Below are 13218 nucleotides of genomic sequence, written 5' to 3' on the forward strand. Positions count from 1 at the left end.
CAAGGGTATTGTTTCAAAGTTTTAGCACGCCATGCCCACCTCAAGCCCTGTGCACCCCGATGCGCCGCTGAAAGCCTGGCGCAGAACGCCTGACAATACCTCCAGGGTATCCCTTCAGACTTTTTCCATATTGGACGCCCCCGTACCCAGGCGTCAGCCTGAGCCCAATAACGATAAAAGAGTCGCAACCATGACCGTGCTATTGAGTGAGCGCAGCCAGATTTTCCGGGGCGCCGATGCCTACGCGGTGTCGGACTACGTCAACCAGCACGTGGGCAGCCACTGCATTCGCCTGCCTCCCAAGGGCCGGCCCCGGGCGAGTATCAGCCATCGCACCTTCGCCAGCCTGGACCTGTGCCGCATCAGCTACGGCGCACCGGTACGGGTCACATCGGTGGCGCTGGAGACCATCTATCACCTGCAGATCCTGTTGCGCGGGCATTGCCGCTCCAGTTCGCGTGGCGAGGATGACGTGTTCGGGCCGGGGGAAATCCTGCTGATCAACCCGGACGATCCGGTCGACCTGACCTATTCCGCCGACTGCGAGAAATTCATCATCAAACTGCCGGTGCGCCTGCTGGAAAACGCCTGCCTGGAGCAGCACTGGAGCCTGCCGCAGGTGGGCATCCGCTTCGCGACGGCGCGCCACGCGCTCAGTGAAATGGGCGGCTTCCTGCCGTTGCTCGGGCTGATCTGCCATGAGGCGGAAAACGCTGCCGAGCCCCACACGCAGGGCCTGTACGAACGCATCGTGGCCAACAAGCTGCTGGCATTGCTGGGCAGTAATGTGTCGCGGGTGATCCCCCAGGCTGCCCATGGCGGTGGGTTTGAAGCGGTGCGCGAATTTATCCAGCAGCACCTGGGCGAAGACATCAGCGTCGAGCAGTTGATGGCCGTGGCCAACGTCAGCGAACGTTCGCTGTACAGCCTGTTTGCGCGCCAGGTGGGGTTGTCGCCGCGCGAGTATGTACGCCGCTGCAAGCTCGAACGGGTGCACGCACGCTTGCAACTGAGCAGCACGCGCAGCGTGACCGAGGTGGCTTTGGACCATGGCTTCATGCACTTGGGGCGGTTTTCCGAGGCCTATCGCAAACGCTTCGGCGAACTGCCGTCGCAGACCTGGAAACGCCATCGTTAAGCGACGTGCGCCTGGCGGATAGCGATGTGCAGGCAGCGGATATTGACGCGCAGGGCGAACACGTACGGTGAGGGCGCCTGATACAAGAACAACGGAGGGCCCGCCCCATGATCAGTACACTCGACCGACTCGCCTGCCAATTGCGCGAGTCCGTACAGGAAGACCCCGCCACTGGGGTGTTCCGCTGCCGCCGCGACATCTTTACCGACCCCGACCTGTTTGCCCTGGAGATGAAACACCTCTTCGAAGGCGGCTGGATCTACCTGGCCCATGAAAGCCAGGTGCCGCAGATCAACGATTACTTCACCACCTGGATCGGCCGCCAGCCGGTGGTCATCACCCGTGACAAACACGCCGTGCTGCATGGCCTGGTCAACGCCTGCGCGCATCGCGGCGCCATGCTGTGCCGGCGCAAACAAGGCAACAAGGGCTCATTCACTTGCCCCTTCCATGGCTGGACGTTCAGCAACGCCGGCAAGCTGCTCAAGGTAAAGGACGCGAAGACCGGCGCCTACCCGGACAGCTTCGACTGCGACGGCTCCCATGACCTCAAGCGCCTGGCGCGCTTTGAAAACTACCGCGGTTTCCTGTTCGGCAGCCTCAGCGATGCGGTGCCGGAACTCTGCGATTATCTGGGCGAAACCCGCGTGATCATCGACCAGATGGTCGACCAGGCGCCTTTGGGCCTGGAGGTGCTGCGCGGCAGCTCATCCTATGTCTATGACGGCAACTGGAAGCTGCAAATCGAAAACGGCGCCGACGGTTACCACGTCAGCTCCGTGCACTGGAACTACTCGGCGACCATGGGCCGGCGCAACTACGAAGCCGAAGGCACGCGCACCGTCGACGCCAATGGCTGGTCGAAAAGCCTGGGCGGCGTCTATGCCTTCGACCACGGGCATATCCTGCTGTGGACGCGCCTGCTCAACCCCGAAGTGCGCCCGGTGCACGCTCACCGCGAGGCCTTGGCCGAACGCCTGGGCCAGGCGCGCGCCGACTTTATCGTCGACCAGACCCGCAACCTCTGCCTCTACCCCAATGTGTACCTGATGGACCAGTTCTCGACCCAGATCCGCGTGGTGCGCCCCCTCGCCGTGGATAAAACCGAAGTGACCATCTATTGCATGGCGCCCATCGGCGAAAGCGCCCAGGAGCGCGCCACGCGGATTCGCCAGTACGAAGACTTCTTCAACGTCAGCGGCATGGGCACCCCGGACGACCTTGAGGAATTCCGCGCCTGCCAGACCGGTTACCAGGGCGCGAGCACCCTGTGGAATGACTTGAGCCGTGGCGCCAGGCAGTGGGTCGAAGGCGCGGACGACAATGCCTTGGCCATGGGCATGCAACCGCAGCTCAGCGGGGTCAAGACCGAGGACGAGGGCTTGTTTGTGCGCCAGCATGCGCACTGGGCCCAAAGCCTGCAGCGTGCGATCGAGCGCGAGCAGCAAGGGCTGATTGCCAGCGACCGCGAGGTGCAGCCATGAGCCTTGCCCGTGACCACCTGCTGGATTTTCTCTACCGTGAAGCGCGCCTGCTCGACGACCGCCAATGGGATGACTGGCTGGCCTGCTATTCGCCCAAGGCCGAGTTCTGGATGCCCGCCTGGGACGATCACGACACCCTCACCGAAGACCCGCAGCGCGAAATCTCGCTGATCTACTACCCCAACCGTGACGGCCTGGAAGACCGCATCTTCCGCATCAAGACCGAGCGCTCCAGCGCCAGCACGCCCGAGCCGCGCACTGTGCACATGCTGTGCAACCTCGAAGTGCTGGCCGCCGACGGCGCGCAGGTGGACCTGCGTTTCAACTGGCACACCCTCAGCCATCGCTACAAAACCACCGACAGTTATTTCGGTACCTCCTTCTATCGCCTCGACATCGGTGCCGAACAGCCGCTGATCACGCGCAAGAAGGTGGTGCTGAAAAACGACTACATCCACCAGGTCATCGACATCTACCACATCTGAGGACACCGCCATGACGTATGCCATTGCCCTGAACTTCGAGGATGGGGTGACCCGCTTCATCGACTGCAAGGTGGGGGAAAAGGTGCTCGATGCCGCCTTCCGCCAACGCATCAACCTGCCCATGGACTGCTCGGACGGTGTCTGCGGCACCTGCAAATGCCGCTGTGAAACCGGCACCTACGACTTGGGCGACGACTATATCGACGATGCCCTGAGCGCCGACGAAGCGCAGGCGCGCCAGGTACTGACCTGCCAGATGGTGCCGCAGTCCGACTGCGTGATCGCCGTGCCGGTGCCGTCCAGCGCCTGCAAGACTGGCACCACGCACTTTGCCGCGACGCTGGCCGGCATCACCCGACATGCCGATGCCGCGCTGGAGGTGAGTTTCGCGCTGGACCAGGCGCCGGTATTCCTGCCCGGCCAGTACGTGAATATCAGCGTGCCCGACAGTGGGCAGACACGCGCTTACTCCTTCAGCAGTCGCCCGGGCGACACGCGCGCCAGCTTCCTGATCAAACACGTGCCCGGCGGGTTGATGAGCAGTTGGCTCGAGCGCGCCCGGCCGGGCGACAGCGTGGCGATCACTGGCCCACTGGGCAGTTTCTACCTGCGTGAGGTGGCGCGGCCGCTGCTGTTACTGGCCGGTGGTACCGGCCTGGCGCCGTTCCTGTCGATGCTTGAAGTGCTCGCGCAGCGCCAGGAGACCCGGCCGATCCGGTTGATCTATGGCGTAACGCGGGACCAGGACCTGGTGATGGTCGAGGCGTTGCAGGCGATTACCGCGCGTTTGCCCGACTTCAACCTGGTGACCTGCGTGGCGGATCCGCACACCACTCACCCGCGCCAGGGCTATGTGACCCAGCACATGGCCGACGAAGCCCTTAATGGCGGCGATGTCGACGTGTACCTGTGCGGCCCGCCGCCGATGGTCGATGCGGTGCGCGAGCACTTCAAGCAGCAGGGCGTGACCCCGGCCAGCTTCCATTACGAGAAATTCACCGCTAACGCCGTCGCCACGTGCGATGCCGCCTGAGGACTGCCGCATGACTCAACGGTTTAACAACAAGGTCGCGCTGGTCACTGGCGCTGCCCAAGGGATCGGCCGACGGGTCGCCGAGCGTTTGCTGGAGGAGGGCGCCTGGCTGGTCGCGGTGGATCGCTCCGAGCTGGTGCATGAATTGCCGCATGAGCGAGCGCTGCTGCTGACCGCCGACCTGGAACACTACAGCGAGTGCGCGCGGGTGATGGCCGCCGCCACGGCGCGTTTCGGGCGCATCGACGTGCTGGTCAATAACGTCGGCGGGACTATCTGGGCCAAGCCTTTCGAGCATTACGCCGAGGCTGAAATCGAGGCCGAAGTGCGCCGCTCGCTGTTCCCTACGTTGTGGTGCTGCCATTGCGTGCTGCCCTACATGCTGGAGCAGGGCGCAGGCGCCATCGTCAACGTGTCTTCCGTGGCGACGCGTGGGGTCAATCGCGTGCCGTATGGCGCGGCCAAGGGCGGCGTGAATGCCTTGACGGCCTGCCTGGCCCTGGAGACTGCCGGCAGCGGGATTCGCGTCAACGCCACCGCGCCCGGCGGCACCGAGGCGCCACCACGGCGCATTCCGCGCAACAGCCAGCCGCAGAGCGAGCAGGAGCGGGTGTGGTACCAGCAGATCGTCGACCAGACCCTCGACAGCAGCCCGATGAAACGCTACGGCAGCATCGACGAACAAGCTGGCGCGATTCTGTTCCTGGCGTGCGACGAGGCCTCCTACATCACCGGCGTGACCTTGCCGGTGGGCGGCGGCGACCTCGGCTAAGGCGTTTTCCAGCAGCTGACACTGACTCACAACAACAATAAAGAGAGCACTGCCATGCGTAGCCATGATGTCCATTCGATTATCGATAATGCCCCGTTCAACCGCTTCCACGGGTTGATCGTGAGCCTGTGTGCCTTGCTGTTGATCTTTGACGGCTATGACCTGTTTATCTACGGCGTAGTCCTGCCGTCAATCATGCGCGAGTGGGGGCTGACGCCGTTGCAGGCTGGCGCCCTGGGCAGCTATGCGCTGTTCGGCATGATGTTCGGTGCGCTGATTTTCGGCACCCTGGCGGACCGTTTCGGGCGCAAGAAAGGCATCGTGTTCTGTTTCACCCTGTTCAGTCTGGCCACCGTGGTCAATGGTGTTGCCAGCAGCCCAACCGAGTTCGGTCTCTGCCGTTTTATCGCCGGGCTCGGCTGCGGCGGGTTGATGCCCAACGCGGCGGCGCTGATCAACGAATACGCGCCGAAGAAATTCCGCAGCACCTTGATGGCCTTTATGTTCAGCGGCTATTCCCTGGGCGGCATGCTCGCCGCCAGCGTTGGGATTTTCATGCTGCCGGCCTATGGTTGGCAGTCGATGTTTTTTGTGGCGGTGATTCCGCTGCTGCTGTTGCCACTGATTGTGTACGGGCTGCCTGAATCCATCGGCTTCCTGATCCGCCAGGGCCAGCAAGACAAGGCTCGCGCGCTGCTTAATCGGTTGTCGCCAGGCACCAGGATCGAGGTCGACGATGCGCTGGTGATCGCCGACAGCAAAGGTACAGGCGCCTCGGTGGTGGAGCTGTTCCGCCATGGCCTGGCGGTGCGTACGGCGATGATCTGGGTCGCGTTTTTCTGCTGCCTGCTGATGGTCTACGCATTGAGTTCGTGGCTGCCCAAGCTGATGGCCGGCGCCGGTTACAGCCTGGGGTCGAGCCTGTCGTTCCTGATCGCGCTGAACCTGGGCGGCATGGCCGGGGCGCTGCTCGGCGGCCGGTTGGGCGACCGCCTGAACCTGGTGAAAGTGGTGATCTGCTTCTTCGCCGCGGCCATGGTCTCGATCAGCCTGCTGGGCATCAACAGCCCGATGCCGGTCCTGTACCTGCTGATCTTCGTCGCGGGTGCCACCACCATTGGTACGCAGATCCTGCTGTACGCGGGGGCTGCGCAGCTCTACGGCTTGTCGATTCGCGCCACGGGCCTGGGCTGGGCGTCCGGCATCGGTCGCAATGGCGCGATTGTCGGCCCGCTGTTGGGCGGCGCGCTGATGGCGATCGAACTGCCTCTGCAACTGAATTTCATGGTCTTTGCGATCCCCGGCGCGATTGCGGCGCTGGCGATGACGGTATTTGCCCTGAATGAGCGGCGCACCCGTATTGCCTTGCCCGCCGCCGCCGCGCTGTGACTGCCAAATGCTTACGGGCAATGGTCCAGTGCGTCGCGCGAACTGCGTGGAGGGTGATGTCGCACTTTGCCCGCATACGCTCAAAGGACTTGAGCATGGCGCTAGGGTTGATCGGCCGAACAGCCTTCCAGACGATCCTTTGTATGACCGCATCGGCGCTGGTCTTTGTGATAAGCCGACGCTGACTGTTATCAACCTTCGGGCTCAGCCCTGTGGGTAGGCTGTTCAGCATGGGCAAAATTGCAGTGAGCGCACCCTCGCGCAACAGGCCGCCGGGCTGATGGCCCAACTGGCCGACCCACTTCATGAGTGCTGACTCATAGGCGGGCCTTAAACGCTCAACGCTTGCCTGCAGCGGGGCGCCCAGGCAATTGGCATCCATGACCGCTAACTTGAAGTGCCCGCTCATCTGTTCAGGCAATTTAAGATGGCCTTCGATCAGTTTTGTCAGGCGTTGCGCGAAGTCAAGGCGGGTAGCCGTATGGCCATACCCAAATTCAGCAAGGATTGAATGTCGGACCTCGGGGCTGAGTAAACGCTGAAGCCTTCCCGCCACGTCCGCCGTCATGAGCAACTGCTGGAAGTGCTCCAGAAAGACCGCCTCGGCGCGGGTCATCTTTTGTCGCACACCCGCTACTTCTTTGCACAGAAACAGACCGCCGCTGTGCCATTTAGTAGCACATGGCTATTTGTTCTTGCGGCATCGATCCCGCGTATAAACCAAAGATCGCATTCGAATCAGTCAGTTACCCGCACCAAGGGTTGTTGGCACGCCCCGTGCTTTATTGCATCCATGGATAATTGGATACAAAAATACAAAGAGGCTGCCAATGCAATTTTCCCCCACGTATGGTGACCGCCAGCCTCTCACTGCCGAAGAGGAGGCCTACAACTTCCTCCTCGACGCCATCTGCGGCGGTCGTTTGCGCAAAGGCGATCGGTTGATTGCCGAGGACATCGCCAGCGAGATCGGCATGAGCCGCATGCCAGTGCGCGAAGCCTTCCGCCGCTTGGATGCCCAGGGCCTGGTGACTTTGCGGCCCAATCGCGGCGCTGTCGTCGGTGGCCTGGATATCGATGAACTGCACGAAGTGTTCGAGATGCGCAGCGCTCTCGAAGGCCTGGCAGTGCGTGTGGCAGTGGCACGCATCGGCGAGCGTCAATTGGCTGCACTGGAACGTATGCTCGATGAGATGGACGACTACCGTGACGAAAGCGCCGCCTGGGTCAGCCGGCACCGCGCGTTTCACGAATACTTGTGCAGCCTCAGCGGGCGCCCGCGGTTGATGAAGCAGATCTCGGCGCTGTACTCGCTGGTCGAGGCGCCCATGCGCCTGTGGTTGCAGCACGGCGAGAAACCCCTCAGCGCCCGCCAGGAACACGCAGTAATCCTTGACGCCATCCGCTCCGGCGACGCGGCCCGCGCCGAGGCCGTAGTGCGCGAACACATCGAAGGCACCGTGCCGGCGCTGATTCAATTCCTGCAATCGGAAAAATAACCAGAGGTGGGCCCGAGCCCGCCCGTGTTTTGACTTTGAGTCCTGCCCCGTTAACCAACGAACTGGAGTGTCTGGTCATGCATAAACAACGCCGCGCCTTGCTGGTGGCTGTAACCCTTGGTCTCTGCACACAATGGGCGGCGGCTGCGCCCCAGGTACCGGAGCGATTGCAGAAAGTCGACAAACTTGTCTACTGCTCGGGGATGGATTCACCGCCCTTGGTGTCCTTCGACGAATCCCAGAAGCCGCGTGGGCTCACCGTCGACCTGGGCCTGGAAATCGCCAAGCGCCTGGGCAATAAAACCGTGCAATGGCGGGTCATTCCGTTTTCCGGCCTGGTGCCGGCACTGCTTGCCCAACAGTGCGACATGATCGTCGACCAACTGTTCGACAAGCCCGAGCGGCGCCAGGTAATCGATATCGTCAACTACATGTATTCCAGCCAGGCGGTGGTGGTGCCCAAGGGCAACCCCAAAGGCATCAAGACCCTGGATGATCTGTCCGCGCACAAGGTGGCGGTGCTCAACGGCTCTACCATCAAGACCCTGCTCGACACTCAGAACGAGAGCCTCGCCAAGGCTGGCAAGCCACCGATGAAACTGGTGGTCTACAACACCGACACCGATGCGTTCCAGGCGCTGCGCATCAGCCAGGTCGACGCCTATGGCACCACCGTGGAAACCGCCGGTTACTACGCGGCGATGGCCCCGGAGCTGTTTCAGGAAGGGGTGCCTGCATTCAGCCGCATCCTCACCGGCCTGGGCATGCGCAAGGACGACCCGCAACTGACCGCCGCCGTGCAGCAGATCATCAGCGACATGCGCAGCGACGGCAGCTATGTGCAATTGCTCAACAAATGGCATGTCAGCAGCGACACACTTGACTGAGGTTCCACCACGATGAATTTCAATTGGGATGTGTTCTGGCAATACCTGCTGCAGCCCAGTGGGGTCTACCTCACCGGGCTGTGGCTGACGTGCCTGATCAGCGTGCTGGCGATGCTGCTCGGCTGTGTGCTGGGCCTGGCGGCGGCGCTGTTGCGTCTGTCGAAGAACCCGCTGCTGCACCTGCCGGTACGCCTTTACGTGTGGCTGATGCGCGGCACGCCGTTGCTGGTGCAGATCGTGTTTTTGTACACCGCACTGGCAGCGGGCGGGATCTTCCGCTTCGAGGACATTGAGCTGTTCGGGTTGATCATCCCCGGCAATATCCAGGCGGCGATCATCGCCCTGGGCCTGAATGAAGGCGCGTACATGGCCGAAATCATCCGCGCCGGCATTGGCGCGGTGGACAAGGGCCAGTACGAAGCCGGGCGTTCCCTGGGCATGGGGTTCGGCAAGCTGATGCGGCGCATCGTGCTGCCTCAGGCGTTTCGGGTGATCGTGCCGCCGCTGGGCAATGAGTTCAATGTGATGCTCAAGAACACCACGCTGGTGAGTGTGATCGGCGTGCAGGAGTTGTTGCTCAGCACGCAGATGGTGACCTCGGCGACGTTTCGCGTATTCGAGTTGTACCTGGTCGTCGCGATCTACTTCCTGACCTTGACCACGCTGTGGGGCTTTTTCCAACGCTGGCTCGAAAACCGTTTCGGCCAGTCCGATCGACCTTCGGCGCCACCTCCGGCCGCCAGCCGCATGTTCGGTCGCAGCACCCTGAAACTGCTGAGGGGACGTTAACCATGGCGCACCAAAGTGAAGAGCTGATCATTGACGCACAGGATATCCAGAAGTCGTTCGGCGAGTTGCAGATCCTCAAGGGCATTTCCCTGCAAGTGCGGCGCGGCGAAGTGGTCGTGCTGATCGGCGCCTCCGGCTCCGGCAAGACCACCTTTATCCGCTGCATCAACCTGCTGGAAGACATCCAGGGCGGGCGCATTCGCGTCAATGGCCGCGCCATGGGCTATCGCGAACGTGCCGATGGCAGCCTGGTGCGCGATTCGGAGCGCAACATCGCCCGTCAGCGCCGCGACATCGGCATGGTGTTCCAGCGCTTCAACCTGTTCCCGCACATGACCGCATTGGAAAATATCATCGAAGCGCCGATCCAGGTGCTCGGCGTACCGCGTGCCCAGGCGCTGGAACAGGCTCGGGGTTTGCTGGCGCGGGTCGGCCTGGCGGACAAGGCCAGCCACTACCCGTCGATGCTCTCCGGCGGCCAGCAGCAGCGGGTGGCGATTGCGCGTGCCCTGGCGATGAAACCCCAGGCGATGTTGTTTGACGAGCCCACCAGCGCCCTCGACCCGGAAACCGTCGGCGAAGTGCTGCAGGTGATGAAGGAGTTGGCCGAGGAGGGCATGACCATGGTGGTGGTCACCCACGAAATGGGCTTTGCCCGTGAAGTGGCCGACCGCGTGGTGGTGCTCGACCAGGGCGAACTGATCGAACAAGGGCCGCCGGAGCAGATTTTCAGCCATCCCAGCCATCCGCGGACCCGGGCGTTTCTCAGCCGCGTGTTATGACCTTTTTTGAAGAGCCTTTGCCATGTTGAAATTTTCCGCTCACGAATACCCCTATCCGTCGCAACGCCAGAGCGTGTTCGCGCGTCGCGGCATGGTCGCCGCTTCGCAACCGCTGGCGGCCCAGGCCGGTATCGAAATCATGCAGAAGGGCGGTAACGCCATTGATGCCGCCATTGCCACCGCCGCCGCGCTGACCGTGGTCGAGCCCACCGGTTGTGGCCTGGGCGGCGATGCCTTTGCGCTGGTGTGGTGCAAGGGCCAGTTGCATGGCCTGAACGGCAACGGCCATGCGCCGGCCGCCTTGAGTATCGAGGCGGTCAAGGCGGCGGGGCATCAGCAGATGCCGCTGTACGGCTGGACCTCGGTGACGGTGCCCGGTTGCCCGTCGGCGTGGGCCGAGTTGTCCAAACGCTTTGGTAAATTGCCGTTTGCCGATTTGCTGCAGCCGGCCATCAGCCTGGCGCGCGACGGTTTCCCGCTGTCTCCGGTGGTTGCCCATCAATGGCAGATCTCCTTGAACGAATTCAGCCCGCACCGCGATGAGGTGCTGCAAGCCTGGTTCGACACCTTCCTCATCGACGGGCGCGCGCCTCGGGCGGGGGAGATTTTCCGTAACCCGGCCCAGGCCCGCACCCTGGAAGAACTCGCCGCCACCGGCTGCGAAAGCCTGTATCGCGGCGCGCTGGCCGAGCGCCTGGATGCGCATTCGCGCGCCAGCGGCGGCTACCTGCGCGCCAGCGACCTCCAGGATTACCGCGCGCAGTGGGTGGAGCCGATCCACATCAATTACCGGGGTGTGGATGTTTGGGAAATCCCGCCGAGCGGGCAGGGCCTGGTTGCACTGATGGCGCTGAAGATCCTCGAAGGTTTCAACTTCGATCACCGCGACAGCCAGCAAACCTGGCATCGCCAGCTGGAAGCCATGAAGCTGGCCTACAGCGACGGCCTGCATTACATCACCGACCCCGCGCACATGCGCGTGGCGGTGGCCGACCTGCTGAGTGACGACTACAGCACCCGTCGCCGTAGCGAGATCGGCGAGCAGGCGCAGCCGCCCAAACCCGGCGCCCCCCATGCCAGCGGCACGGTGTACCTGGCGACCGCCGACGCCGAAGGCAATATGGTTTCGTTCATCCAGAGCAACTACCACGGCTTCGGCTCCGGCGTGGTGCTGCCCGACAGCGGCATCGCCTTGCAGAATCGCGGGCAGGAATTCAGCCTCGATGAGTCCCATTCCAATTGCCTGGCACCGGGCAAGAAAACCTTCCACACCATCATCCCGGGTTTTCTCAGCAAAGACGGCCAGGCCCTTGGACCGTTCGGCGTGATGGGCGGCTACATGCAGCCCCAGGGCCATGTGCAGATGGTGATGAACCTGGTGGACTTCGGTCTCAACCCCCAGGCGGCATTGGACGCGCCACGCTGGCAATGGCTGGGCGACATGAAGGTCGGCATCGAACATGGAGCTTCGCGCGACCTGGTCAATGCGCTGGCACGGCGCGGGCACAAGGTGCAGACCGACAGCGACCTGACCGACTACGGGCGGGGGCAGATCATCCTGCGTGACCCGGCCACCGGCGTGTTGTGCGGCGGCACTGAGCCAAGGGCGGACGCACATATCGCGGTTTGGTGAGCGGCTACACACGCGCTGAGCCAGACGGCTAATAATGACGGGGTGATGAGTTGTTTGATCTTCGCGACGGCGGCTTAGCGCCCGCTGAAGCAATGATTGAACCTCACAACTCAGACCCCTGTTCGATCTGCTCTGTGACGCTCGACCTCCTTTTTATCCAGCCGGAAGAAGTCGCCGAGCTGGCGTTTTTCCTATCCCAACCCGGTGCGCGATCGATCACTGGCGCGGACATGGCGATTGATTGCGGCGCCTGCGCTGGAAACTGCCGGTGACCCATTGATGCCGATATTGGACAAGAGGTTATGATCATGTCCAAACGTGGAATGGGCGAGTCGGCGGTGGTTGTTTTTACTGCGAGTGGGCGCCGCCGCAAGCCTCAATGTGCACGTTTACTCATCAAATACGACGAGGCTCGCCTTCCGTGATTTCGCGTATCAGGCTCAGGTAACGAAGCGCGCCCAGTCCCAGGGGCCGGTTTTTTACCCAGATGATATCGACCCATAGCCGCATCTGACTCGGCATGTAGTCAAACACCACCTCCGTCAATGCGCCTGACGTGATGAGAGGGTGTACCAGCGATTTTGGAAGATAAGCCCAACCTAATCCTTGCTGCACCAGGTCCAGCGTGGCCAGATAATTGTCGCTGTGCCAAATCCGCCGCGACAGCACAACACGTGGGTCAGAGTCTGCAGGGCCTCCTGTAGCGACGATGATCTGCCGAACGTTGACCAGTTGCTCCTCACTTAAGGGGCTTTTCTTGCCGGCGGCCGCAGGGTGATCTGGAGCCGCAACCGCGACTAACAACTGGCTCCCCGCCTCAAGAAATGTTTCCCGCTCATCAAGCCCTGGTCGTTCAAATCCAAGTGCCAATTGCACACGCCCTTCATGGAGCATGCGCATAGCCTCCGGATGGGACGCGGAGCGAATCTCGATTTCAAGCGTGGGAAACTCCCTGGCGATAATCGACAGCGGACGATTCCATACGCCTGTTTGCAACTCCGGCGCCATCGCAAAGACCAAGCGTTCCTCCAACCCCTGATGGAGTTGGAGGGCATGCGCATCCAGCAGGTTGATCTGGCTCGCGACCTGTCGTGCCTGGGGCTCAAGCGCCTTGGCGGCGGCCGTAGGAATGGCTTTGCGAGTTGATCGGTCAAACAGCAACAAATCCAGCTCTGCTTCAAGCTGCGACACCGCCATGTTGACGGCCGAGGGGACCCGGCCTAATTTTCGCGCCGCCGCCGAAAAGGATCCGCTGTCGATGACCGAAAGGAAAATCTTAAGTGACTCACTGGTAAACGCCATGGGGGTTGTCAGATTTTCTGATGAT

General features: G+C 62.2%; 12 protein-coding genes and 2 pseudogenes. 12 read left to right on the plus strand and 2 right to left on the minus strand.

What is annotated here, in order from left to right:
- Positions 1 to 190: 190 nt before the first annotated feature.
- The 6 genes from JFT85_RS01100 to JFT85_RS01125 all read left to right on the plus strand — a co-directional run bounded on the left by JFT85_RS01100 (position 191) and on the right by JFT85_RS01125 (position 6301).
- Complete coding sequence (locus JFT85_RS01100) at positions 191 to 1138, plus strand: AraC family transcriptional regulator (RefSeq protein ID WP_201228890.1); 948 nt, start codon at positions 191 to 193, stop codon at positions 1136 to 1138.
- 107 nt (positions 1139 to 1245) lie between these two features.
- Positions 1246 to 2622 carry a Rieske 2Fe-2S domain-containing protein gene (locus tag JFT85_RS01105; RefSeq protein ID WP_053256199.1) on the plus strand — a complete coding sequence of 459 codons (1377 nt, stop codon included), beginning with the start codon at positions 1246 to 1248 and terminating at the stop codon, positions 2620 to 2622.
- Entirely contained in the window at positions 2619 to 3107 is a 489-nt protein-coding gene (gene benB / locus JFT85_RS01110; RefSeq protein WP_053256198.1) for a benzoate 1,2-dioxygenase small subunit, read from the plus strand. The genes JFT85_RS01105 and benB overlap by 4 nt, the downstream gene beginning before the upstream one ends.
- A gap of 10 nt (positions 3108 to 3117) precedes the next feature.
- Positions 3118 to 4140, plus strand: coding sequence for a benzoate 1,2-dioxygenase electron transfer component BenC (gene benC, locus JFT85_RS01115; RefSeq protein ID WP_053256197.1), 1023 nt, complete (start codon positions 3118 to 3120; stop codon positions 4138 to 4140).
- A 10-nt stretch (positions 4141 to 4150) separates the two neighbouring features.
- Complete coding sequence (locus tag JFT85_RS01120) at positions 4151 to 4912, plus strand: 1,6-dihydroxycyclohexa-2,4-diene-1-carboxylate dehydrogenase (protein WP_053256196.1); 762 nt, start codon at positions 4151 to 4153, stop codon at positions 4910 to 4912.
- A 54-nt stretch (positions 4913 to 4966) separates the two neighbouring features.
- A complete protein-coding gene (locus tag JFT85_RS01125; protein WP_201228898.1) occupies positions 4967 to 6301 on the plus strand; it encodes an MFS transporter in 1335 nt (444 codons plus the stop codon).
- A gap of 133 nt (positions 6302 to 6434) precedes the next feature.
- Here the strand turns inward: JFT85_RS01125 and JFT85_RS01130 are convergent.
- A pseudogene (locus JFT85_RS01130) lies at positions 6435 to 6773 on the minus strand (TetR/AcrR family transcriptional regulator); the annotation flags it as partial.
- 358 nt (positions 6774 to 7131) lie between these two features.
- On the opposite strand from JFT85_RS01130, the gene JFT85_RS01135 reads away from it, so the two are divergent.
- The 6 genes and pseudogenes from JFT85_RS01135 to JFT85_RS28365 all read left to right on the plus strand — a co-directional run.
- Positions 7132 to 7800 (plus strand): GntR family transcriptional regulator, encoded by a 669-nt coding sequence (locus JFT85_RS01135; protein WP_053256194.1) that lies wholly within the window; start codon positions 7132 to 7134, stop codon positions 7798 to 7800.
- Between the two features lie 77 nt (positions 7801 to 7877).
- Positions 7878 to 8687 (plus strand): ABC transporter substrate-binding protein, encoded by an 810-nt coding sequence (locus JFT85_RS01140; RefSeq protein WP_053256193.1) that lies wholly within the window; start codon positions 7878 to 7880, stop codon positions 8685 to 8687.
- A 12-nt stretch (positions 8688 to 8699) separates the two neighbouring features.
- Entirely contained in the window at positions 8700 to 9476 is a 777-nt protein-coding gene (locus tag JFT85_RS01145; protein ID WP_053256192.1) for an amino acid ABC transporter permease, read from the plus strand.
- 2 nt (positions 9477 to 9478) lie between these two features.
- Positions 9479 to 10258, plus strand: coding sequence for an amino acid ABC transporter ATP-binding protein (locus JFT85_RS01150; protein WP_053256191.1), 780 nt, complete (start codon positions 9479 to 9481; stop codon positions 10256 to 10258).
- A 22-nt stretch (positions 10259 to 10280) separates the two neighbouring features.
- Complete coding sequence (locus JFT85_RS01155) at positions 10281 to 11891, plus strand: gamma-glutamyltransferase family protein (protein WP_069552381.1); 1611 nt, start codon at positions 10281 to 10283, stop codon at positions 11889 to 11891.
- Positions 11892 to 12043: 152 nt separating this feature from the next.
- Positions 12044 to 12163 (plus strand): annotated as a pseudogene (locus JFT85_RS28365) (SDR family NAD(P)-dependent oxidoreductase); the annotation flags it as partial.
- A gap of 124 nt (positions 12164 to 12287) precedes the next feature.
- Here JFT85_RS28365 and JFT85_RS01160 read toward each other — a convergent pair.
- A complete protein-coding gene (locus JFT85_RS01160) occupies positions 12288 to 13193 on the minus strand; it encodes a LysR family transcriptional regulator (RefSeq protein ID WP_003236546.1) in 906 nt (301 codons plus the stop codon).
- Between the last annotated feature and the right edge of the window lie 25 nt (positions 13194 to 13218).

This window comes from Pseudomonas sp. TH04 (assembly GCF_016651355.1).
Lineage (GTDB): Bacteria > Pseudomonadota > Gammaproteobacteria > Pseudomonadales > Pseudomonadaceae > Aquipseudomonas > Aquipseudomonas fluorescens.